This is a genomic window from Arcticibacterium sp. SM2516, from assembly GCF_057914865.1.
Genome location: NZ_CP195290.1, coordinates 1,240,290 through 1,264,225 on the forward strand (window position 1 = coordinate 1,240,290; position 23,936 = coordinate 1,264,225).

The window sequence follows — 23,936 nt, forward strand, 5'->3', positions numbered from 1 at the left end:
TAAAACGCCTTAATTATAGGCTTAAAAAGACCTTAAAGGTTAAGAATTATAAGCTGGGAATTGGATCCGAAATTGATTTTGATGATCAGCAGAAATTGAATAGCCAATTTTTGCCTTTTCTTGATTTAAGATTCTTTGGACTATTCTAAGTCCCAAGCCCAAACCAGATTTATCTTTAGCGTTTTGTCCTCTTAAAAAAGGCTCAAAAATTTTGTTTTGGTCGTTAGAGGAGATGGTTTTTCCGTCGTTTGTAATGGTTACCGTTAATTTATCAGAAGTACTTTCAATTTCTATTTTTACCTGTTTACTGTCTGAATATAGGTATGCGTTCTTAAAGAGATTGACAAAAGCGATGGTTAATAATGGTTTGTTTCCTTTAATTTCTAAGGATTCTATTTCCAAAAACTCAAGATCAATTCTGAATTCGAAAAATATTTTATTTACTTTTTCAGCAGCCTCAAATATCAATTCATCTATTCTACAAACTTCATTTTGTTTTCTGATTTCGCTATCTAATTTAGAAAGTAGAAGTAGCGAGTTGGTTAATTCCGAAAGTTGGTTGACATCATTTAGTAAGTTTACATTAAAAGCACTAGAGGCATTGCTCGAATTTTCTGCTATTATTTCGTTTTCCAGCTGAGCTGTAATTCGGGCTATCGGGGTTCTTAATTCATGCGAAGCATTGGCTGTGAATTCTTGCTGCTTTTTGTAAGAGTTAGCTATTCTTTCTAGCATTTGGTTAAATTCTTCCGCTAATAAATCTATTTCATCTTTTCTTTCTTTAACCGGTATTCTGGTATCCAGGTTGTTTTCATTGATACCTTTAATTTTCCTTAGAAAATTATCAATAGGTGAGAGAAGTTTTTTGACCATTCCATAAGAAAGAAGCCATGTAATAATGGTGAAACCCAGATAGGTAGCTATCAAAATGTATAGTAAGTATTCTAATTTTCTCTTCCCAAAATTATCTTGAGCTGAGATTAGTGCATAGTAATCCTTGTCGTTGGTGTCATAAAAAACGCCATATATTTCATGTGCTTTTTCTTTCCTAAAAAAGTATTTCTCTGCTTTGAGATATTTTAAGTCGTCTACTGTCCAATTGATTTTTGTGTCGTCTAGGCTGCTGTATATGAGGTTATAATCGGCGTCAAAAATGAGCGTTTTTTCGTTATAAAGTTTGTTAATGCTGTTTTGGTCAATTATCTTAAGAAGTTGCCGGTCTACTTCTTCCACTTCTACCAACAGTTTTATGGATGATATGGCCTTTTCATTTAGTCGAATTTGAAATTCATCTTTTCTGAAATCTTCAAATAAAAGGTAAATGATACTAGCCGAAACCGCAAAAATGATGGTAAAAGAAAGAGAAACAATGAACGATATTTTACTATTTAAGTTCATAATCTTAATCCTCAACTTTTAAGTAATAGCCATAACCTATTTTGGTATGTATAAGTTTTGTGTTAAAATCTTTATCAATTTTTTTTCTCAAAAAGTTAATATAAACCTCTATTGTATTTTGATTGGTTTCAATATGATAATCCCAAAGTTCGTCCGCAATTTGTTTTTTTGACAGTACTCTTCCGTTAGCCTTGGCTAGGATAGAAAGCAGCTTAAATTCCTTTGGGGTCAGGTTTATTTGAATTGTTTCTCTGGTGACAAGCATTTCATCGGTATCAATCACCAAATCGCCAATAGTAAGCACATTTGCAGTTTCTTGAGGAACGCCCTTTCTTCTTAGAAGTGATTTGATTCTTGCCAATAATTCATCAAAATGAAAGGGTTTTACCAAGTAGTCGTCGGCACCGTTATCAAAAGCGGAAACTTTATCTTCCACTTCTCCAAAAGCTGTAAGCATCAAAATAGGAATATGTTTGTTCTCTTCTCTGAGCTGCTTACACACTTCAATGCCATCTGGCCCAGGCACGTTAATATCCAATATGACACAGTCATACGCTTTAAGTTTGAACTGGCTTTTTACAAAACTACCACTGTAAACAGGGTCACATTGGTAATTAAGTATCCCTAAATACTTAATTATTTCTTTGGATAAGACGGCATCGTCTTCAAGTAAAAGAATGTTGCTCATTGTGCCACTTCATTAATTTATAATTCTGGGTAAATTTAAAAACGTTTGTCGTGGAGAAGTGTAATACGAGGGATTTTGTACATCGAATTTATTCTACATTTTCAAAGGGTTTTCTGAAGCATTTTAGCAATTGGCTTAAAACATCTTCATTATAACGACCCCAGCTACAATCAGCAGCATTCCTGCCACTCTACCTAGGCTCATAGGTTGTAATTGCGTTCCCATAAGTTGGAAATGCTCCATGAACATAGAAATTAATAGTTGCCCTGTAATCACCAGTCCAAAGGTCAAGCCTGGTCCTATCTTGGGAAACGCAAACACAATAATAGTGACATAAAATGCCCCTAATATTCCTCCTACCCATGCGTAGGATGGAGCCTCTTTTAGACCCTTCCATGAAACTTCTTGAGCGGTAATAAGGATATAGATAACCAATGCCAAAATACCAACGAAGAAGGAGATCAAGGAAGCGTGAAGCGGGCTACCTCCTGTTTTGGAGAGCTTGTTGTTCATGGCAGCCTGAATAGGTAGAAATGCACCGGCAAGCAAAGCCATAATTATCCAAATTATTTTATCCATATGGTTTTATCAGTAAGCCGTAATCAAGGCTTTTTTACTTAAGTTTCTTATAAAAATACTCCATGCTAAAACAGAATACTATGATACCAAGAGCAATGATTATGTTTGATTTATGGGTACTCAACTGTTTAAAAATTAAAGTGATTAATGCTCCAGAGCAGGATAAAAAGCCAATTAAGGAAATAGTTTTGCTTCCCTTTATTTCTTTACAAAGCTTAAATCCAACATAATTTACACTGGCAAAGATGACCAGAAAACCGACACTCCCAGCGGTTGAAATACTTTCTAATTTTAAGGTATTTACCAAAATAAGTGTGGCAATGGTCGTAATCAATAAACCAATGGGCTGATTCCAAAGTTGATAAGTTAATTGATGTGGAAGTTCATCGTCTTCAGACAGTTCATAGCTAACCCTACTTCCGCCATATAAAGAGGCATTTATGGCTGAAAAAGTGGAGATTAAAGCGGCAATGGTAATGACAGTAAATCCTATAGTACCTAACATCGGTTTTGCGGCTTCTGCCAGCACATAATCTTTAGCAGTAGCAATTTCCTTGAAATCAAGGGTGCCTACGGTAATAATGGCAATAATGATGTATAAAAAAATAACAAAGATGACCGATCCAAAATAAGCTCTAGGAATGTTCTTTTCGGGGTTTATAATATCTGGGGCAGCATTGGCAATCAATTCAAATCCTTCGTAAGCCACAAAGATCATCATGCCTGCGGCTACAAGGTTAATGGGCGATTCCCAATTGGAAACAGCTAATTGTTCTAAATGGGTGCTGCTGGATAATCCATAAATACCGATAGCCACAAAGGACAAGAGAATTATTAACTTGATAATTACAGCTATGGATTCAATTTTACCCACTACAGCAATGCTATAATAATTTATGAAAGTGGCAAAGACGATAATGACACTGGCGTAAATATGTGAGTCTAACGAAACACTACTTGTGATTTGATAAAGGTTGGGAGCGTAAGAACCAAAAGCTGAAGCATAAAGCGATAGCATGATGATATAACTTATCCAAAGTAAATTGTTTAGGCCACCACTAAGCACGTTTATACCAAAACCTTTATTGATGAATTTTACGGTACCTCCTTTGTCTGGAAAAGAAATGGATAATTTGGAATACGAATATGCTGTGATTAAGGCAATTATTCCAGCCACCAAAAAAGAAATAGGCGTGCCACCTTTGGCCAGGTCTGTTGCCAGCCCTAAAACTGCAAAAATTCCACCACCTACCATCCCCCCAATGCCAATGGAAATGGCATCCTTAAGGCTTACTTTATCTTTTGTGGACATATTATCTTTTTTTCCTGACTGTTTATTACCAGAAAGTGCCAATGCCGTTTAAACCATTTCATTTCATAATGCAATGATGGAATCGGAAATAGCTTTTACGTATTTTATTTTAAATCACCTTTAAACGGGAATGAATATATTGAATGTTGCACCTTTATTTACTTCGCCAAATGCGGTAATAATACCATCGTGATTCTCTACAATTTTTTTGACAATTGCTAGTCCAATGCCAGTTCCGTTATACTCTTCTTTACCATGTAGTCTTTGAAAAACTTCAAATATTCTTTCATTGTATTGCTGCTCAAAACCAATACCATTATCGGAAATACTAATATGACAGTACTGATTTTCATCCGATAGTTTGTCAATTCCAAACTTAGCACCTGCTGCTATTTCACATTCAATTTTTATATGCAGCGGATGATTAACTCTAGCAAACTTAATGGAGTTACTTATTAAATTAAGAATGAGTTGCTTGAATTGAAAAGAAATGATTTTTACATCGCAGATATTATGGAGTTCAAAAGTTACATTGTTCTGTTCCAGTTCCTCTTTTAAAGTTTCTTTGATGTCATCAATAATTTCAAGAAGATTAACTATTTCAAATTTTCTTTCATGAGAAGTGGTTCGGGAATAGGCAAATAAATCTTGAATCAAATTTTGCATTCTATTAGCAGATTGCTGCATTCTGGAAAAGTATTTCTTAGCATTATATGATAAGGAAGCATATTCCGATTCTAAGATACGGGACGAAAATGTTTGGATTTTCCGCAATGGTTCCTGTAAATCATGACTAGAGATATAGACAAAGGATTGCAATTCTTTGTTAATCCTTTCGAGATCAATATTCTTTTGATTTAACTCATTGGTTCGCTGCTGCACTTGGCTTTCAAGTTCTGTGGTAAACATTTTTTGATCTTGAATATCAGTACTGGTACCTACCCACATTTTTATGTTGCCATCATTGTCTTTTTGTGGTGTAGCACGGCTTAACTGCCAGCGATATTCCCCATTATGTTTTCGAAACCTATGTTCATATATAAAGTCTTTTCCCGTACTAATGGCTTCTGTCCAAAGTCTAATGTTTTCTTCACGGTCTTCGGGATGTACAATCTGTATCCAGCCATCTTTATTGATTTGGTCCAGTGTTAAGCCAGAGAAATCAAAAACCGACTGATTGAAATAATTGAGGTTTCCTTGCTTATCGGAAGTCCAGATATGCTGTGGCATAGAGTCTGCCAGCAAACGGAATTTTTGTTCCCTTTCTACTAATGCCTGTTGATATTGTTTTTCCTCTGTTATATCCCGGAGAGTTCCGAGTTTTTTTATTGGCTTACGATTTTCATCAAAAAAAACTTTTCCTTGTGTTCTTATCCAGCAGAAGCTGTTATCAGGTTTTACAACACGGGCTTCGTAACTATAAATACCCGTTATCATGGCTTCATCAAATGCTTTTTCAACTATATCATGAATATCTTCCGGATGTATCTGGCTACGCATTTGCAGATGAGTGATTATTGCAGATTCATCATGTCCAAAGATAACTGCCAGGCGGGGTGAATGAATGATATGCCGGGAGTGCAGATCCAACTCCCAGGTGGCCAATTCTGTGGCTTCAGCTGCCAAACGAGATCGTTCTTCTGCTTCCTCTACTTTTTGGCGGGCCTCCACTTTATCTGTTACATCATTTACCGTTATCATAATGCCCGATATCTTTCCATCAGGTTCAAACAAAGCTGCATATTCAAAATCAAGATAAAACTTTTTCATACCATCATCTCCCTGCACATAAGCAAGCGACTCTTTTTCGGTGTGAGATTTACCGGTGGTAAATACCTTGTTCAGTAATTCAGGATATTTCTGCTCTTTCAGCTCAGGAAATACATCTAAAATTGATTTGCCTAAAACATCAGCTTCTTTTTTACGCCACATGTTTTCGAACATCACTTTATTTGCAGATTCAATTATATAATCTTTGCCTCTTAAAATCGTCATGGGTATGGGCGATTGCATCACCATGTGGCGGAAATGTTTTTCACTTTCTTCCAGTAAATGCTTTGCAATTGCAGTGGTAGTTACTTCTGTGGCTACGACCATGATACCGGAAATTTCGCCACTCTCTTCTTTTAATGGATGGTATACCAGATTGAAATATGCTTGTTCCATGCTTCCATAACGGTTCAGCGTAGCTGGTAATTCAGGCGAATAAAATGCATTGCCAGAACTTATTACATCACGGAACAAAGGCTCTACCAGGCTTTTTACCTCAGGTAGTGCTTCAAATAGTGGTTTGCCAATAAATTCACTTTCTTTTTTATCTACGAGCAATAAATAATTTTCATTGGCCAGTTCTACTTTAAAGTCGGGGCCTCTGAAAATGGCAATGCCAAGCGGTGCCTGCTCTACAGAATCCCGGAATCGTTTTTCACTTTCTTCAACTCTTTGTTTGGCTTCATGCAGTTCGGTAACTTCTGCCGCCGTATTCATTACCGCATAAGGAATACCGGAAGCATCAAAGAGGGGAGTAAAACTGTAATTAAAGTAATAAGAACCCAATGCACCGTTTTTTATCAGGTCAACCTTTTGATTTTTGGCGTGAAAAGGCATACCTGTTTCTAACACTGCAGCTACCTGTTCAAATATTTTTTGACCTACTAATTCGGGCAGAATATCTGTATATAACTTACCTACTACATCATTTCCTTTGCCCCAGATATCCATGACAGATTGATTAGCAAGTGCGATCCGCATTTCTTTCCCCACATATACTGCAATTGGGAAGGGGGCACTCTCAACCAGTGAACGGGTCCTTTGTTCGCTTTCTTCTATTTTTTTTCTTGTAAATACCTGTTCTGTTACATCATAGGCCTGTACCAACACTCCCGAAATGTTTCCATCGGCTTCGCGAAAGGGTTGATAGATGAAGTTGAAGTAAAGGGTGTATTCTTCCCCATTTGGACGACTGAAAAATGTCGGTTGTTCATTGCCGTAATGTGTTACACCATTGTGCAGTACATCCATTAACAAATCATAGTAGGGCTGGCCTTTCATTTCCGGTAATAAGTCCAAAAATGGTTTTCCAATTGCTTCCGATCCAACTCTCCAAAACTTGAATAATGAGTCGTTGGCTATTTCCAAAGTCAATTCTTCACCCCGAAGAATGAAAATGGGGTGAATTGCCTGTGCAATCAAATTACGAAAGCGTTGTTCACTTTCTTCTACCTTTTTCCTGGCTTCTACCTGGGGTGTTACATCAAAGCCAATGGCCATGATGCCGTCTATTTTTCCATCCGCATCATAAAGTGCCTCGTAAGAAAAATTGATATAAACCGTTTCTAAAGTTCCATTCTTTAAAAATTGAACGGGTAGTTCTGCCGTTGCAAAGCGATTACCAGTATTGGTTACATCATCCAGCAATTCTTTAATGCCCTGTGTTGAAAGTTCTGGCATGGATTCAAAAACGGAAATATTCATCACCTCTTCCTCCGTTCGTCCCCAAAGTTCCAACGCATATTTGTTAGCAATTTCTACTTTATAATCACTTCCCCGCAAAATGGAAATAGCCATCGGAGCCTGCAGAATCATCAGCCTTAAATTGTTTTCGCTGATCATTATTTTTTTGCGGGCTTCTACCTGCGGGGTATTTTCGAGTACCCACACCGCAATTTTAATTACTTTACCGTTTTCATCTTTTAATGGAGCATATACAAAGGTTACATATATTATATCTTCTTTGCCATGGCGAATCAGCATCATCTCCACTTCATTGGCATAAAATGGTTTACCTGTTTCCACCACATTTTTCATTGGTTCTTCGTAATAAGCCCTGGCTTCTGCAAAGGTATCCCAGTAAAATTTTCCTACAATGGCATCATGAGGCTTGCCGGCAATTTCAATAAAACTGTCGTTTGCTATTTCGCTTATCAGGGTTGCGGCATCCATGACACAGATACCCACCGGCGATTCCAAAACCATGGTGCGGATATGCTGTTCCGTTTCTTTCCTCTTTCTATTGGCAAGAGCTTGTTCTGTAATATCCTCTAATGTTCCATTTAACCGATAAGCAATTTTATCTTCATTAAACCATGCCTTACCCTTGGCATGAATAATGATTTCTTTTTTTGATATAGGTTGAATGATGCTGTACACAATATCATAAATACCACCAGATGAATAATCTAAAGCTGTTTGAATGGCGATGGCTACTTTTTTTCTGTCTGTTTCTGATATGACGTTTATAGCATCTGATAATTCCATTTGATCTTCGGGAGGCAAGCCAAACCAACTTTTCAGTCTGGCATTTCCAGAAAACTTTTTGGTATGTGGGTTATAGTCAAAAGTGCCCAATTGGGCGGCCTCTAATACGAATTCCAATTCATTTTTACTTTCAATCAGCTCTTCTTCTGCTTTCTTCTTATTGGTAGTTTCTATAACGGTCACCAACACGCCACCCACCTCACCATTCTCTAACCTTATTGGGCTGTAGGCAAAATCAAAATAACAGGTTTCCACATATCCATTTCTGTCGAGTGGTAGCATAAAGTCAGGAAAGCCAACGGCCTCTCCATTCATTACGCCTTCGAACATGGTGTCAATAATATGCCAAATCTCGGAAAAGGTTTCTTTAGAGCTTATTCCCAAAGCTTGAGGATGCTTAGATGCTCCCAAAATTGGGCGATAACCGTCATTATAAATTTGGGTATATTCTTTACCCCAGGCAATATACATTCCGAAAGGGTTATCCAGGACCACAGATACCATGGTTCGCAGACTTTGCGGCCATGTCTTGGGATCTCCTAAAGGGGTTTTACGCCAATCTTTAGCCCTGATGAGCTTACCCATCTCACCACCACCTTGTAAAAAATTATAGTTGGTATTTTCGGTGTTCATACATTTTACTAGGGTTGTATTATAAATCTATCTCTTGTAGGTTGCTGTAAATTGCTAGTGCTGATCAGCGTAATAGCTTTTTTAATGACCTTTTTTAAAACTTCAAATGCTCCTGGTTTTTTAATATAGTAATGAGAACCCATTTCATAAAGCCTGTTAACCACCTTTATATCAAGAGAAGTAGAAGAAACAATAACTGGTATATCTCTTAGCCTATCTATTACTTTCATTTCTTCAATACATTCCATTCCTGACTTTTTTGGCATATTAAGGTCAAGAAAAATAACGTCAGGGTATTTTTCTGAATCTGAAAATAAAAAATTCATCAGTTTCACGCCATCTTTCACCACGGTAAGGGTAGTATAGGATGAAATTTCGAGCAATGCATCCTTAAAAAAATCGCAATCGTCTTGGTCGTCATCGGCGAGTAAAATTGAGAGTTTTGTATTATCCATTACTGAAAATTAGTAGAAAATCATAGAATCAAAAAAACAATTCTTAATGTTTTATTAGGCATCACTACCTACGTTTAAAATAAAAATAAAAAGTGATAAGTCACTTTCAAACGAGCAATCGCTCCTTATCCAGAATAATATACGCTATCAACTAGGGGTGCGACTCCGAGAGTTGAAAAGAAAGTACATTTTTTTAAGAGAATGAATTCTTGTGGATTGTCAACAAACAGATAGCTTGTTTCGGTCTGAAATGTTTTTATTTTGTAGAAATCAAATATGCTTTTCATTTCTGAAGTGTTTCAAAATGATAGATCCCAATGGCTAAATCGAGTATTATTTCAGTTATTTCATTTACTGCTTTTAAGCATTTGTGGAATACTTTAAGCACTGATAAAATATACACGTTACCAAAAATATAGAAATACTTAATAAAGACAAGCGATTTTGTAGGTTTGAATGGTTAAAAATAGGTATTGATACGGGTTCAATATACCGGCGTGTATACGAACTCAAATGGGATGAACCTCCTGTAGACTTACGCTACTTAAGACAAGTTGTAATTTAAATACTTCTTGTCTATGTATACGAGTTTCGCTAATTCCTGAAATATTTAAGGCTATTTCCGCAGCAATTTGACCGTGTAAAAAGTGATAGCACTAAAGACAAATATTGCAATTGGCGATAGTACAATTTCCGTTTTATTATCAAGATACCCGCTAGGAATACAAGAACTCCTAGCCATAAACCAACCAATGGGGAGATAACTTACCGCTAGGTGAAAATATGGCTTATTTAAGATTATTCGGTTATCAAATTAAAAGCTCCTTCCGTTAAAAATTGCGTACTGTCTTTAAAGTCATTCTGATTTAGAATTTCAACAAAACCATTGCTCGTTTCACCTACTTTAATCTCCTTTTTAAGGAATGAATACCCATTATTAGAAGTGTTTTGAAGTATGAGGGCATAGTATTTACCATCAATGTCTACCAGCGTATTCTCCGATAATGCAGTTTTAGAAACCGAGTTTGAATAAATATCTGCTTCTACATACATACCAGGGCTAAACTTAGATGATAGTCTTTCTTCTGACAGGTGACCATGAATGCCAATGGTTCGGTTTTTTGGGTCAACGGTTCTGTTCACAAGGTGAACCTTTGCTGCATACGCCTTGCTTTTGTCTTCTTGTATCCGGAATTCAATCTGCTGTCCGACACTAACTTTTGGTAAGTCCTTTTCGAAGATATTTAATTCAAGATGTAGATGATCGGTGTCTATTATGGTAATGGCAGACTGCGAAGGATTCAAAAATGAGCCTCTAGTAATATCTACTTGCGTCACGTAGCCATTGATAGGTGAAGATATGTTTAAAGTAGTTCGCATATTGTCTAAAGTGAGTGCCTCTGAATTTATATTCATCAGAGAGAGTTTTTTAGCCAATGATTCTACTTTTACTCGAGTAACGATGTAATCTGATTCCGCTTTAAGAAAATTCTTTTGGGAGGTAACATTGTCTTGTACCAAATTCTTTTGTCTTTCATAATCTGATTTTAGATAAGTCAATTGCCCCTTTGCTTCTAAGAAGTCTTGTTGCATCTGTATAAAATCAGGGTTTTCTAAAGTAAAAAGGACTTGCCCTTTTTTTACGCGTTCTCCTGGTAGCAACTTTAAGCTTTTTACCGTTCCACCATAATATGAACTAACAGAGGCTTGGTTTTCTGGCGGTACGTCAAACATCCCAGTAGCTTTAACCACCTCATGAAAGGTTTTTGTTTCCAATTGTCCCAATTTCATATTAGAAGATTCAAATTGGGTTTGGCTAAGCTCGTAGGTTTCCTCTTGAGCAATTTGACCAACCGTTTCCTGTAAATCCGTATTAGAAGAGCATGATATGAAAGTGAGTAGTGAAGCCATCATTAAGTAGCCTACAGCATGTTTTTTCATTATACTATTGATATATTTTTTCATTTTCAGTTCATTAAATAATTCACTTCCAAAACTGTCATATTGTATTGGAAAAGAGATTTTAGGTAGTTTGATTCAATGCTTTTTGCATTCTCCAATAGTTGAGTATATTGAAGAAAGTTTATTTCACCGTTCTGATAGGCCTTGTTGGCATAAAATAGTGTCTCTTTTGATAAGTTTTTTCCCGTTAATTCATAGTAAGTAAGACCTTCCTCGTATTGCCTTAAATCGGATTGAAGTGACTCATACCTTGAGGATAACTGTGTTTTATAATTATTTCTTTCAGTTTCAAGGATACTTGCTCCAGTTTTTGCGGCTGCTATTTTTGATTTTTGACTTTTCAGCCATAAAGGAACAGCTACGCTAACATGAAAGCCAGCATACGATTGTGTACCTGGACCATTGTTTGAACCCCGAAATACAGAAGTGACGATATCAGGTAATAATTTTTGTTTTTCCAAAGCCAGGGTTTCATTTGAAAGTTCCAACGCATTCTTATAGTAACGGAGGGTAGGGTGGGCAATGCTATCAAATTGCATGACCGCAATTCTGTCAAAATTTTCCTCACTTACGGTAAAGTCAGTGTCTGATTGTAACCATTGATGGAGAAGAATATAGTTTTTTTGAATACTTTCACGAATTTGGCGGAGCTGTATTGAGATTTCTTTTTTCTTAGTTTCAGCGGTTAACTTTTCCAAATAATTAGTTTCACCTTGTTCAAATCTTCTGTTGGCTGCATGCTCAAAAGCCGTGTAAAGACTATCTAGATAGGTATAGTTTTTAAGCATTTCATGCCAATAGACTATTTCATAATAAACCATATGTACCTCTTTGGTGACCATGCGTTTATCTATACTGAATTGGTCTTTTGTTAATTGTGATTTACGCTCCATTACCCTTCGCTGAACACCATAAACCGTAGGAAACTGAAAGGTTTGACTAATGCCCCAAACATTAAGTGGAAAATTGTTTGGAGCTATATTGTTTTGGTCTTTATTATAGTAAACCTCTGTTTTGTTGATGTCTATCGCACTCTCAATAAGTTGTTCACTCTGAACAATTCTTTGGGCCGATGCCTTTAATCCAAGATTGTTTTGCAAAGCAATTTCTACGGCTTGATCCACGGTTATTTTATTCTCCTTGTTTTGACCTAAAACGGGGAAGGCCAATAGCACTGCAATGGTTAATATGGCCGCTGGAATTTTAACTTTAGGCAAGTTTCTATTTTTATCAAAAAGTGCATAAAGTACAGGTAATACAATTAGCGTAAGTGCCGTGGCTGAAATAAGTCCACCCACCACAACCGTGGCTAGTGGTCGCTGAACTTCAGCACCAGCCGAGGTTGAGATAGCCATAGGTAAGAAGCCTAATGCAGCTGCTGAGGCTGTAAGTAAAACGGGTCGTAATCTGTTCTTTGTACCCATAAGTATGCGACGGTTAATGTTATTGATGCCATTTGCTTTTAGCTCCTTAAATTCTTCAATGAGTACTATTCCGTTTAATACGGCTATACCAAAGAGAGCAATAAATCCAACGCCGGCCGAAATACTAAAAGGTAGGTCTCGTAAGTACAGCAGAACAATGCCTCCTATGGCCGACATCGGAATGGCACTATAGATGATTAGTGCTTCTTTGATGGAATTGAAAGCGAAATAGAGTAATATAAAAATCAATAAGAGTGCTATAGGAACAGCTATCATAAGACGGTCTTTGGCGGTTCTCAAGTTTTCGAATTGGCCCCCATAGGCTATGGTATAACCCGTTGGTAGTTTGATTTCTTCATTTATGATTTGCTGCACATCTTTTACGACCGATTCCAAATCTCGGTTTCTTACATTTACGCCAACAACTATTCTTCTTTTGGTATTATCTCTGGAGATTTTAGCGGGTCCTTTTGTGTAAGAAATGGTTGCAAATTCACTTAACGGTAGTTGATTCCCATTAGGAAGTTGGATTGTGGCGGTTTTTATGTCCTCAATATCCTGATGGTGGGCTTTGTCAAACCTGATAGCGATATCAAATTGTTTTTCACCCTCAAAAACAGTTCCAGCAGATTTACCTGCAAAACCCATGGTGATAATGTTATTAAGATCTTCCACGTTTAAGCCATATTTGGCAATCTTTCTTCTATCATATTTGACCGACATCTGAGGAAGTCCTACCACCTTTTCTACTATAATATCGGCAGCACCATCTACGCCTTGAATGGCTTTTTCAACTTTCAAAGCTTGCTTATAAAGAATGTCTAAATCTTCTCCAAAAACCTTAATGGCTAAATCAGCTCTAACACCTGTAATCAGCTCATTAAAACGCATCTCGATGGGTTGAGTAAATTCAAAGTCTACTCCAGGAATTTCGGACAAAGCCGCTTTGAATTTATCGGCCAGCTCATCTTTGCTTTTTGTGGTTACCCAATCTCCCTTTGGTTTGAGTTTGATAATAACATCACTTTCTTCCATGGACATAGGGTCGGTGGGCACCTCTGCGGCTCCAATTCTGCTGACTACCTGAAGCACTTCCGGAAACCTTTTGAGAATGGTTTCTATTCTTGTGGTAGCAATCACAGTATTACTCAAGGAAGTTCCTGTTTTCAGTACTGGTTGTATCACGAAATCACCTTCATCTAAAGTAGGCACAAATTCACCTCCCATACGAGAGAAAAGAAATATTGTGGCCACAAAAAGTGTGAATGCCATAGCAAGCACAATCTTTTTTCTGCCTAGTGCCCAAGTAATAATAGGCTTGTATTTGTTTTCCAAAAATGTAATGAGTCGAGAGGAAATCGTTTTCTTGTTTGGGTCAGTAGGTCTGATAAACAAGGAAGCCATTACCGGCACATAAGTAAAACCAAGAATCATAGTACCCGCCAGAGCAAAAGTAAAAACCAGTGCCATGGGTCTGAACATTTTCCCTTCTATACCCACCAAGGAGAGTATGGGTATAAAAACAATAATAATAATGAGCTGGCCGAAAACTGCGGAGTGCATCATTTTGCTAGCTCCTAAATGAGTGACTTTGTCAATAAAACTTTGTCTTTCGGCTTTTGGTAATGCCAAAAAGTGAGAGCGTTCTGCTGTAATTTTGAAAGCAATAAATTCTACAATAATCACGGCTCCATCAATGATAATTCCGAAGTCTATAGCCCCAAGGCTCATCAAATTAGCATCTACATCAAATATGTACATGAGCGACAATGCGAAAAGCAAAGACATCGGAATTACGGAGGCAACAACCAGCCCTGATCGGATATTTCCGAGGAGTAAAACCACCACAAAAATGACAATTAAGCAACCTAGTATTAAGTTTTCAGCTATGGTGAAAGTGGTTTTTGCTATTAATTCACTTCTTTCTAAAAAGGGATTGATACTAATACCAACAGGAAGTGAAGGGGAGATTTCAGCAACGCGTACTTTTACGGCTTCTATAACAGCATTGGAGTTTGCTCCTTTTAGCATCATGACTTGTCCCAATACTTTTTCTCCTTCGCCATTTCCAGTAATTGCCCCGAAACGTGTTGCATGTCCAAATCCAACTGTTGCTACATCTTTTATGAAAACTGGGACTCCATTTCTGTTTTCGATGACAATGTTTTCAATATCTTCTAATGAACTGATGAGCCCTTCACCTCTAATAAAATAGGTTTGATTTGTTTTTTCTATGTACCCACCTCCAGCCACGCTGTTGTTTTTTTCGAGGGCAGAGAATGTTTGGGAAAGGGATAGGTTTAGGCTTTTTAGTTTTTCAGGATTTATGGCAACTTCATATTGTTTGAGATGCCCACCCCAAGTGTTTACTTCTACCACCCCCGGAATACCCGAAAGCTGCCGTTTTACTATCCAGTCTTGTATGGTTCTGACATCAGAAAGTGAGTAATCATCTCTATGTGCGGAGTCTACTTCTATGACATACTGATAAATTTCTCCTAAGCCCGTAGTAATTGGTCCCATAAATGGTTTACCAAACCCAGCAGGAATCTTTTCTTCTGCAGCTTTTATTTTTTCGGCAATAAGCTGCCTAGGAAGATAGGTTCCCATTTTGTCATCAAATACAACAGTCACTACCGATAGCCCAAACTTTGACACAGATCGAATTTCCTTTACATCGGGCAGATTAGCCATTTCCAGCTCTACTGGATATGTAAGAAATTTCTCGACATCTTCTGTCGCTAAATTTCTGGAAGTGGTAATGATTTGTACTTGATTATTGGTGACATCGGGAACAGCACCTATCGAAATTTCAGAAAGAGAAAACAGGCCAAAGCTGATTATGCCTAATGAAAATAATAATACAATTAGTTTGTGGTTGATGCTATATTGAATAATCCGCTCTAACATTAGTGTCCATGATTTTAATTACACTAAAAGTAGATAGATATTCCTATGGTTCTTCTCAAGCTTTTCTTAAGATTTGCTTAAGATTTATAGCTTAGCCTAGGTTTACGCCAAAGAGATGACCTACAAGGGCTGTTAGTCCCATAGCGATAGTACCCCAGAAAGTAATACGCAGTATGGCTTTTAAAATACTTGAACCACCTGTTTTTGCAGCTACAGCTCCTAAAACAATTAAGAAGAAAATTGAAAATCCATACAGGTAGTACTCCATTTGTTGGAGCGGCATAAATAGGGCGATGAGTAAAGGTAGAATCCCGCCAACGCTAAAGGCTGCACCAGAGGTCCAGGCCGCTTGAAGTGGTTTGGCCTGACTGATATCATTAATGCCTAATTCGTCTCTGATATGGGCCCCTAATACATCATATTCGGTCAGTTCTTTAGCCACAATAGCAGCGGTTTCCTTTGTTAAGCCCCTTTGTTCATAGATTTCTGTAAGTCTTTGTAACTCAAGCTCTGGCATTTCTTCAAGCTCTTGCTTTTCTCTTTCAATATCGGCTTTTTCTACATCCGTTTGTGAGCTTACAGAAACGTATTCTCCCGCCGCCATGGATAAGGCTCCAGCCACCAATCCAGCTAGAGTCGCTAATATAATGGGCTCTCTTAAATCACTTGCTGCCGCTACACCTATGGCTAAACTGGTGGTTGATAAAACGCCATCATTGGCACCTAAAACGGCTGCTCTTAGCCAGTTGCTACGATGTATGTAATGATTATCTAAATAATTATCAATAGTGGCTTCCATATTTAATTTCTAAATGGTGAGGGGCATCACAGTTTCATTTTAATGCCGTGCTAGGTAACAAACTTAGAACTTTATGGTCACTATTGTTCCTTTATCCAAAACACTTTCAATGGTCAAATTAGCTTTTATAGCCTCAGCACACTTTGTTGCTATGGAAAGCCCTAAACCATTGCCCGATATGTGTTTATGATGGAGTGCTTCCGACCTGAAGAAACTATCGTAAATATTATTTAAATCCTTTTCATCAATACCAATACCTTGGTCTTGAATGGTACATACGACTCGGGCTTCAACTTCATCAATTGTAATTTTCACCATGCCGTTATTCTTAGAATATTTGATGGCATTACTTAATACATTTTCTATAATAAGGTTTGTATAATATTGAGGTACTAAAAGGTTTTTCTTTTGATTAAAAAGGAATTCTATTTTAAGATTTTTTTCTACAATTAGTTTTTTCAAACGACCCAACGATTCATCCATAATGGTGGGTAGGGGAACAGAGCTGTTGTCTAAAGTACTGGAATTTGAATCAAGACGAGCGAGCAAAAGCAATTGCTCAAGGGTGGTGGCCATCTTTTCAATTTCCGTAAGGCTGAATTTTATTTTCTCCTCATATTCTTGCTGGTTTCTTGGTTTTCTAATCAAGACTTCCAGTGTTCCTCTTAGTGTGGCTAAAGGAGTTCTAAGTTCGTGAGATGCGTCAGAAGTAAATTGCCGCTCTCGCTTAATAGCATTTTCAATCCGCTCAAGAAGGGCATTGAAACCTATAGACAAGCCATAGATTTCATCTCTATGTTGTGGTAAGACCACACGTTCATTTAGATTGAGTTTTGTGATATGTGTAATCGTGTTGGTTACATTTTGAATCGGCTGGATACTCCTTCCTGCTAGAAAGCGGGAAATAAAATATAAACCAGCCAATACCACCAAATAAGAGACCAATAATACATTCCTCAATTTTAAAATTACGGATTGTGCTGATTCTGATGACATGGCAGCTAGAATATATCCTTTTATTTTTCCGTTTTGTTCTAACGGCAGCTGCACTTGTCTAATCGCCTTGTCGCTTAATTGAGTGTCAAAATGTCCGCCAAATTCTGCCTCTTTGAACGGTAAATATTCATCTTTTAGGTTGGGAGATTTATCCATTAACTGACCATGTTTGTCAATCAATTGAATAAAAACGGGATTAACCTGTATCTCACGGTGTTCTTTTTCTTCCCATTCAGCCTTATTAATGAATAAAATGCTGTCACCGTCAATTTTGATCTCACCTACATGCTTTTCGGCTTCATAGGATAAGTCATAATCAAGGTTTCTCATAACCGTTTCATGCACTACAAAATAGATGGTAATACAGGCCAAAGCCATAATAATTGCGGTTGCAATCATATAGTGAAAGGCTATTCTATTTTTTAGGCCAACATTCATATTTCTTTTGCGATATAGCCCACTCCACGAACGGTCTGAATATAATTTTCTTTTTCAGATAATGATAACTTTTTTCTTAATGCGTTGATATATACATCAATAACACTAGTGTTGTAATCAAAATGAATATCCCATACATGCTCTATGATTCGAGTTCTTCTGCAAACTTTTCCTTTGTTGCGTAAGAGGTATTCCAAAAGAGCGAATTCCTTTTGTGTTAAGTTAACCTCTTGGCTTCCTTTGTGTACTTGATGCGTTTCGGTATTTAGGGTAATGCTACCTAAAACAAAAATAGAGTGAGTGCCTGATTTTGGTCTTAGCTGTACTTTTATTCTTTCCAAAAGTTCTTCAAAATGGAAAGGCTTCTTGATATAATCATTGGCTCCAGCCTGTAGGCCGAAAACGGTTTCGTCAATCGTGTCTTTAGCGGTTAAGAATATGATGGGCGTATCGGTAAATTCTTTTCGGAATTGTCTGCAAATCTCAATACCACTTAAGCCGGGAAGCATCCAATCTAATAGGAGTAAATCATACTCTCCTGATAATGCAAGGTGCAGGCCCTTTTTTCCTTCATCTGCAACATCGACAGCAAAAGACTCTTCCTCCAAACCTTGTTTCAGGAAGGCAGAAATACCTTGTTCATCTTCTACAATCAATATTCTCATGGTACAAATTTCAATATTTAATCATTAAGTAAGCTTTAAAAGATTCTTAAGGTTCGCTTAAGATATTGCATTCTAACGGATGCCAATACGTATTGGCCTTATAAAATAATCAACGGTTTAAATTAGTGATAAACGAAAAGAAGATATCATAGAAACTTTAAATAAAAGCATGTTTAGATCTGCGATGGCTCTACAAAAAAAAATAGCGACCTGAATAAAATTCAAGTCGCTATAAGTAAGATAGTAGGTGTGATTTTACTTCAATCTCTTTAAGAGCATTTCCGCTACTAATTCAGATGATGCTGGGTTTTGACCCGTAATTAATAAACCGTCTTCTACTGCATAAGGACCCCAATCTGCTCCTTTAGAGTAAATACCACCATTACTTTTTAGCATATCTTCTACTAAAAATGGTACAATGGAAGTCAATTGGACAGCTTCTTCTTCACCATTTGTAAAACCTGTTACTTTCTTTCCGTTTACTAAGGGTGAGCCATCTATGTTTTTCGTATGCTTAAAAATAGCAGGAGCATGACAAACAGCAGCCACAGGCTTATTGTTGTTATAAAAGCTTTCTATCAAGGCTATTGAACTTTTGTCTTCCGCTAAATCCCATAAAGGTCCGTGACCGCCTGGGTAAAACACCGCATCATAATCTGTCTGATTTATAGAGGATAGTTTTACTGTTTTAGACAAAGTTTCTTGAGTTTCCTTGTCTCCGTTAAATCTTACATTTGCAGGAGTTTGAAAATCTGGCTCATTACTTTTAGGGTCTATTGGTGGTTGACCTCCCTTAGGAGATGCCAAGGTGATTTCAATGCCTTTATCTTTTAAGAGATAGTAAGGAGCAGCAAACTCTTCAATCCAAAAGCCTGTTTTTTCTCCTGTGTTTCCTAAATCTTCGTGACTGGTTAATACAAATAATACCTTTTTCATTTTCTCTGTTTTTATTGTTAATGATTCTTCTGTTTGTTGCCTTCCAGAACCAATATTACAAGATGTGAGTCCCATAATTACGGCTAGTGATAGGAATAAGTTTTTCATACTTTATTGTTTAATTACAATCCCTTCGAATTGCTTTTACAAAAGTATGTCAATAGAATCAGGGAAAAATTGATGTATGGTAAGAAACTCAGCTTTGAGCTATTTCTTTTCTAATTCTACTCAAGCTTTCTGTGGTTATGCCTAAGTATGAAGCGATGTGATAGTTTTTTACGCTCTGCTCAATGTTGGGGTAGGTACTCATGAAAGACAGGTATCTTTCTTTTGCTGATTGTGCCAGACTAGCTAGAATTCTCCTTTGAAAACTGGCAAAAGCTTTTTCCATTTTCTTCCTGAAAAAAGTCTCTAGTTGTGGAATTTCGGTGAACAAATCATCGCTATTTTTTTTGGAAAGTTTATACAAGATAGCATCCTGAATACATTCAATATTCAGGATGGCTTTTGATGTTGAAAAAAAGGCGGTATAATCACTAATCCACCAGTCTTTAATAGCAAACTGAAGGGTGTGTTCTTTTCCTGAATGGTCAATAAAATAGGTTCTTAAGCAGCCATTATAAACGTAGAATTGGTTAAGTACAGTTTCTTCAGCTCTTAGAAGTGTTTTGCCCTTTTTTATGCGACTAACTTCCAGTTTACTTTCAATCAGGTCCGTTTCTTCTGGAGAAAAAGAAATGCCCTTAAAAATTTCCGATATGATTGATTTTGCACTGTCCATTAAAATACTTGTAAGGATCATGGGGTTTTTAATTTAACCCAAATGTTGTGCTTTTAAGCGATGAGCTTAGCGGTGTAATATTTTAGAAAAATCTTAAACCGATCGCCTAATGATTACTTCTTCCTTTTCTTTTTCATGTTTTGAATCTTGTCTCCACGCCTAACCGGCTTTTTATATCTATCTTTTATAGCCTTACTGTAACTTATTCTTTCCGCATTTTCTTTACTGTTTTTCGCAGATTTCTCATGGAAAGCAGCTCCAAGATCTTTACTTGAACTTTTATGCAGTAGTTCTTCGGGTTCTTCAGGTTTGGGTTTTTCCTCTGGGGTGAGGTGGTAAGAAATATCCACTTCTTCAGGCCATGCATTTATAGGAATGGTATAGCTCATCAAACTTTCAATGGATTCCTTTAAGGCTACTTCGTTCTCATTATAGAATAGGATGGATTTTCCTTTTTCTTCCGCTCTACCAGTACGGCCAATTCTATGCATGTAGTTTTCTGGATAGAAAGGTGTATCAAAACTGATGACATGACTCACTTTTTCAATATCTATTCCGCGGGCTATCACATCGGTGGCAATAAGAATTCTACTTGTACCGTTCCCGAATTTTTCTATAGAAGTAGAACGGTGATTTTGCTCTTTGCCAGAATGAATGACAGAAATTTCAGACTGAAAATCCAATGTTTCTGCTAGCCTATCGGCATTGACTTTGGTCGCAACAAAAATTAAAACTTTGTTAAATTCCTCTTTATCTTCAAATAAATGATTTAGTAAGTTAGCCTTGGAATAAAAATTAGGAACAGGATAAGCTACCTGACTGATATTCTCCAAAGGTGTACCACTGAGAGAAATGGTTTTCTTAACAGGGTTAACCAGAAAATCACCAATTAAATCATCGACATAGTCGGTCATGGTGGCAGAAAAGAGAATGTTTTGCCTTTTTGTGGGTAGATGTTCGAAGATGTTTTTCAACTGTGTTTTATAACCAAAATCCAGCATTATGTCCACTTCATCAATCACCAGTTTTTTGATTGATTTTAGTCGCAATACATTGCTAATAGTGAGGTCATATAACCTTCTTGGCGTGCCTACAATGATATCTACACCTTCTATAACAGCCACTTTTTGGGCGTTTATGTTATTGGTACCACCATAAACCCCTAATACTCTTACAGTGAGGTAGGCCGTTAACTTTTCTATTTGTTCTACTATCTGAATCACTAACTCCCGAGTAGGGGCTAAAATTACGACCCTAGGGTGCGGTTGATCGGAAAACTTTAAATCCTGTAAGATAGGCAGCAAGTAAGCAATCGTTTTTCCTGTTCCGGTTTGTGCAATGCCCACAAAATCAGAGCCACCCAAAATGGTGGAAAAGGACGCTTGCTGAATAGGAGTTGGCTCTGTAAAACCCAAATCGGCAACGGCATTACCTAATTGCTTTTTAATTTTAAAATCTTCGAAGGTATTCATTTTGCAAAGTAATCGAGAAAAATCTGCTAGTGAGTGCCTTTTCGCCAACTATTTTTGAAAGCCAACACTTCGTCTTCATGATGTAATAACCGTGTTTATTGGCAAAAAGAACATTTTGGGCGAACGTAGAAACGGCCTTATTTATGTGCTAATTATTGTTTTTTTTGATTTAATACAGTCTCTAAATTTTTAAGTTTATCATTCCAAAATCTATCAAAATGTTTTATCCAAGTTTTTAATTCATTGAAACCTTCCTGTTTTAAAATGCAGTGCCTTTCTCTGCCTATTACTTGAATGGAAATAAAACCTGCCGTTTGTAATATCTTAATGTGTTTTGAAACGGCAGGCCTACTCATATCAAAATTTTCTGCCAACGAATTTATATTATAGGTGCTTTGGGTAAGCATCCCCAATATTTGCCTTCGGCTTGGGTCTGCAATGACTTGAAAGGCATCGAGGGTAGGAGTTGCCATTTTTAGAACGAATTTAAATGATGGAACATTTTTTGAATGTTTTTTTCCCAACCATCAAACATGCCATTGAGAATGGAAGCGTTCTCTTCTTTGAATCCGCTGTGTGTTAGCCTTAATTCAGTGCCGTCCTCTTTGGTTTCTAAAGTCCACTCCACGGTGGTGTCAAGGCTTGGATTATTTTGGCTTGTGCCACCTTTCCAACTATAAACAAGTTTTTTCAGTGGGATAAGCTCCAAAACTTGACAATAGAAAGTTCCATCAAGGTCTAAACTGGGAATCGGATTTGTAGTAAACTTAAATTCGTGCCCGATTTTGGGTTTAAAATCGTTAGGCATCAGCCATTTTTCAAGTAGCTCGGCTTTTGTAAGATATTCCCAAATTTCTTCGGCTGACTGCTTAAAAAACCACTTGTGTTTAATTTCTGTCTTCATTGTTATGTAACTTTAAGGTTACGTAAACTTAAGGGTAACTTTGAAGTTACGCAAATGATCAGACATATTTTATTGGATGAGGCCCTGACGAGCCCATGTGTTCTATATTGTGTCAGAATTTCGGATATTCTATTTAGTATCCGTATTTAACCTTTGTCAATTTCTCTTGCCGCCATTCTAATTTCAAAATAGGCTAGGGTGGTTACAATCATAATTTCAAGTGTCATATAAATCCATCCGAAATGCGATATAGTTTTATAATGATAAAAGGCTACTCCGATAGTTAAACAACAATACAGCAGGTTCATAAAGGCAATGCCTCTTAAGAATACCGTGGAATTGGGTGCATCTTTCTGAAAGCAATAAAAATCATATCCTGTAAATAAGAATGGAAACAAGGCTAGAAAATACAATGTCGAAGAAGGGATTCCAAAAATGTGTTCAAGCTTTACCAACACAATCCCCAATAAAAAAGTAGATAAAATTGCACCCAATCCATCTATCAAAAAAAGTTTTTTTGAGTTTAAATGAAGTGTTTTAGTTACTTTATTGAACATCATAAGTTTCGCCATGGGCAGAGTCAACTGGCGACTGCCGTCCATTACCCATTCTGAAAGAGATAAATTAGGTCTTATTTAACACCAGGTTTTAACCCGATTTTTTAAAACATTTTTGCAAACTTCTCACTTTTCTCCAACAAGAGTTTGCCAGATTTTGAAATTATTAACTTTTTAGAAGGTCACTTTTTTATTAAATGACCAAACCTTTAATAATTCACCTTTATTCGGTCTAAATTAAAGGCGGATTAAATGTTTTCTAACCTAAATATGGAATTAATAAAGTTTGCACAACACTTTCTGTTTAAGTAAAACTGCCATTTTTTTAGTTAAGCTACTACTCTTTTACCATTTCAATCATATGATTGATAACATGGGTATGTTCCTTCTGTGGACTGAACATAACGATTTCTGCATCTTCATTGACCTTTACATTATGTCCTGATGGCCAGTAAAAAAGATCTTTTCCATTGACCATTTCTTCCATACCTTCTGCATCCGTTGTTGTAATTTGACCGCTTATAAGGTAACCCCAATGTGGGCACTGACACATGTTCCCTTCAAGTCCCATAAATAGGGGTGTAGTATCTACGCCTTTAGAAAGACTAAAATACTCGCCGCTTATCTTAGCTAGACCAGTAGCGTCGCCAAAATCAGTTTTTTGACGGATAATAGCTCCAGGAATCTCCATTTTAATTTCGATTTTGTCCCTTGAAATTTTCATATTTCTGAATTTAAGTTATTGATTAAGAGTTCAATACTGTCAACAA

Annotated in this window: 18 protein-coding genes; all 18 read right to left on the reverse strand. The window is 37.0% G+C overall.

Going from position 1 to position 23,936, the window contains the following annotated elements; translation table 11 throughout:
• Window positions 1-39: 39 nt before the first annotated feature.
• The 18 genes from ACSBFT_RS05155 to ACSBFT_RS05240 all read right to left on the reverse strand — a co-directional run bounded on the left by ACSBFT_RS05155 (window position 40) and on the right by ACSBFT_RS05240 (window position 23,890).
• Window positions 40-1,398: a sensor histidine kinase gene (locus ACSBFT_RS05155; RefSeq protein WP_489603800.1), complete on the reverse strand. Its 1,359-nt coding sequence runs from the start codon at window positions 1,396-1,398 to the stop codon at window positions 40-42.
• Between the two features lie 4 nt (window positions 1,399-1,402).
• Window positions 1,403-2,086, reverse strand: a complete 684-nt coding sequence (locus ACSBFT_RS05160; protein ID WP_489603801.1) for a response regulator transcription factor — start codon at window positions 2,084-2,086, stop codon at window positions 1,403-1,405.
• Window positions 2,087-2,221: 135 nt separating this feature from the next.
• On the reverse strand, window positions 2,222-2,665 hold the full coding sequence (locus tag ACSBFT_RS05165; protein ID WP_489603802.1) for a DMT family transporter: 444 nt from the start codon (window positions 2,663-2,665) through the stop codon (window positions 2,222-2,224).
• Window positions 2,666-2,699: 34 nt separating this feature from the next.
• Window positions 2,700-3,977, reverse strand: a complete 1,278-nt coding sequence (locus tag ACSBFT_RS05170) for an APC family permease (protein ID WP_489603803.1) — start codon at window positions 3,975-3,977, stop codon at window positions 2,700-2,702.
• A 120-nt stretch (window positions 3,978-4,097) separates the two neighbouring features.
• Entirely contained in the window at window positions 4,098-8,867 is a 4,770-nt protein-coding gene (locus ACSBFT_RS05175) for a PAS domain-containing sensor histidine kinase (protein WP_489603804.1), read from the reverse strand.
• Between the two features lie 8 nt (window positions 8,868-8,875).
• A complete protein-coding gene (locus tag ACSBFT_RS05180; protein ID WP_463047731.1) occupies window positions 8,876-9,322 on the reverse strand; it encodes a response regulator in 447 nt (148 codons plus the stop codon).
• A gap of 798 nt (window positions 9,323-10,120) precedes the next feature.
• On the reverse strand, window positions 10,121-11,287 hold the full coding sequence (locus ACSBFT_RS05185; protein ID WP_489603805.1) for an efflux RND transporter periplasmic adaptor subunit: 1,167 nt from the start codon (window positions 11,285-11,287) through the stop codon (window positions 10,121-10,123).
• Window positions 11,288-11,289: 2 nt separating this feature from the next.
• Entirely contained in the window at window positions 11,290-15,618 is a 4,329-nt protein-coding gene (locus tag ACSBFT_RS05190) for a CusA/CzcA family heavy metal efflux RND transporter (RefSeq protein WP_489603806.1), read from the reverse strand.
• A gap of 91 nt (window positions 15,619-15,709) precedes the next feature.
• Window positions 15,710-16,417, reverse strand: a complete 708-nt coding sequence (locus ACSBFT_RS05195) for a VIT1/CCC1 transporter family protein (RefSeq protein WP_463047728.1) — start codon at window positions 16,415-16,417, stop codon at window positions 15,710-15,712.
• Between the two features lie 63 nt (window positions 16,418-16,480).
• Window positions 16,481-17,851 carry a sensor histidine kinase gene (locus ACSBFT_RS05200; protein ID WP_489603807.1) on the reverse strand — a complete coding sequence of 457 codons (1,371 nt, stop codon included), beginning with the start codon at window positions 17,849-17,851 and terminating at the stop codon, window positions 16,481-16,483.
• On the reverse strand, window positions 17,848-18,516 hold the full coding sequence (locus tag ACSBFT_RS05205; protein ID WP_489603808.1) for a response regulator transcription factor: 669 nt from the start codon (window positions 18,514-18,516) through the stop codon (window positions 17,848-17,850). The genes ACSBFT_RS05200 and ACSBFT_RS05205 overlap by 4 nt, the downstream gene beginning before the upstream one ends.
• Before the next feature lie 255 nt (window positions 18,517-18,771).
• On the reverse strand, window positions 18,772-19,452 hold the full coding sequence (locus tag ACSBFT_RS05210) for a type 1 glutamine amidotransferase domain-containing protein (RefSeq protein WP_489604867.1): 681 nt from the start codon (window positions 19,450-19,452) through the stop codon (window positions 18,772-18,774).
• Window positions 19,453-19,648: 196 nt separating this feature from the next.
• On the reverse strand, window positions 19,649-20,254 hold the full coding sequence (locus tag ACSBFT_RS05215) for a Crp/Fnr family transcriptional regulator (RefSeq protein WP_489603809.1): 606 nt from the start codon (window positions 20,252-20,254) through the stop codon (window positions 19,649-19,651).
• 92 nt (window positions 20,255-20,346) lie between these two features.
• Window positions 20,347-21,705, reverse strand: coding sequence for a DEAD/DEAH box helicase (locus ACSBFT_RS05220; protein ID WP_463047068.1), 1,359 nt, complete (start codon window positions 21,703-21,705; stop codon window positions 20,347-20,349).
• 152 nt (window positions 21,706-21,857) lie between these two features.
• Entirely contained in the window at window positions 21,858-22,178 is a 321-nt protein-coding gene (locus tag ACSBFT_RS05225; protein ID WP_489603810.1) for an ArsR/SmtB family transcription factor, read from the reverse strand.
• A 2-nt stretch (window positions 22,179-22,180) separates the two neighbouring features.
• Window positions 22,181-22,609, reverse strand: a complete 429-nt coding sequence (locus tag ACSBFT_RS05230; RefSeq protein WP_489603811.1) for an SRPBCC family protein — start codon at window positions 22,607-22,609, stop codon at window positions 22,181-22,183.
• Window positions 22,610-22,755: 146 nt separating this feature from the next.
• A complete protein-coding gene (locus ACSBFT_RS05235; protein WP_489603812.1) occupies window positions 22,756-23,181 on the reverse strand; it encodes a hypothetical protein in 426 nt (141 codons plus the stop codon).
• A gap of 322 nt (window positions 23,182-23,503) precedes the next feature.
• Window positions 23,504-23,890, reverse strand: a complete 387-nt coding sequence (locus ACSBFT_RS05240) for a cupin domain-containing protein (RefSeq protein ID WP_463047064.1) — start codon at window positions 23,888-23,890, stop codon at window positions 23,504-23,506.
• Window positions 23,891-23,936 lie beyond the last annotated feature (46 nt).

Coding starts and splice junctions, on each gene's coding strand:
- ACSBFT_RS05155 (WP_489603800.1), bottom strand. CDS start 1,398: ATGAACTTAAATAGTAAAATATCGTTCATTGTTTCTCTTTCTTTTACC.
- ACSBFT_RS05160 (WP_489603801.1), bottom strand. CDS start 2,086: ATGAGCAACATTCTTTTACTTGAAGACGATGCCGTCTTATCCAAAGAA.
- ACSBFT_RS05165 (WP_489603802.1), bottom strand. CDS start 2,665: ATGGATAAAATAATTTGGATAATTATGGCTTTGCTTGCCGGTGCATTT.
- ACSBFT_RS05170 (WP_489603803.1), bottom strand. CDS start 3,977: ATGTCCACAAAAGATAAAGTAAGCCTTAAGGATGCCATTTCCATTGGC.
- ACSBFT_RS05175 (WP_489603804.1), bottom strand. CDS start 8,867: ATGAACACCGAAAATACCAACTATAATTTTTTACAAGGTGGTGGTGAG.
- ACSBFT_RS05180 (WP_463047731.1), bottom strand. CDS start 9,322: ATGGATAATACAAAACTCTCAATTTTACTCGCCGATGACGACCAAGAC.
- ACSBFT_RS05185 (WP_489603805.1), bottom strand. CDS start 11,287: ATGAAAAAATATATCAATAGTATAATGAAAAAACATGCTGTAGGCTAC.
- ACSBFT_RS05190 (WP_489603806.1), bottom strand. CDS start 15,618: ATGTTAGAGCGGATTATTCAATATAGCATCAACCACAAACTAATTGTA.
- ACSBFT_RS05195 (WP_463047728.1), bottom strand. CDS start 16,417: ATGGAAGCCACTATTGATAATTATTTAGATAATCATTACATACATCGT.
- ACSBFT_RS05200 (WP_489603807.1), bottom strand. CDS start 17,851: ATGAATGTTGGCCTAAAAAATAGAATAGCCTTTCACTATATGATTGCA.
- ACSBFT_RS05205 (WP_489603808.1), bottom strand. CDS start 18,516: ATGAGAATATTGATTGTAGAAGATGAACAAGGTATTTCTGCCTTCCTG.
- ACSBFT_RS05210 (WP_489604867.1), bottom strand. CDS start 19,452: ATGAAAAAGGTATTATTTGTATTAACCAGTCACGAAGATTTAGGAAAC.
- ACSBFT_RS05215 (WP_489603809.1), bottom strand. CDS start 20,254: ATGATCCTTACAAGTATTTTAATGGACAGTGCAAAATCAATCATATCG.
- ACSBFT_RS05220 (WP_463047068.1), bottom strand. CDS start 21,705: ATGAATACCTTCGAAGATTTTAAAATTAAAAAGCAATTAGGTAATGCC.
- ACSBFT_RS05225 (WP_489603810.1), bottom strand. CDS start 22,178: ATGGCAACTCCTACCCTCGATGCCTTTCAAGTCATTGCAGACCCAAGC.
- ACSBFT_RS05230 (WP_489603811.1), bottom strand. CDS start 22,609: ATGAAGACAGAAATTAAACACAAGTGGTTTTTTAAGCAGTCAGCCGAA.
- ACSBFT_RS05235 (WP_489603812.1), bottom strand. CDS start 23,181: ATGGCGAAACTTATGATGTTCAATAAAGTAACTAAAACACTTCATTTA.
- ACSBFT_RS05240 (WP_463047064.1), bottom strand. CDS start 23,890: ATGAAAATTTCAAGGGACAAAATCGAAATTAAAATGGAGATTCCTGGA.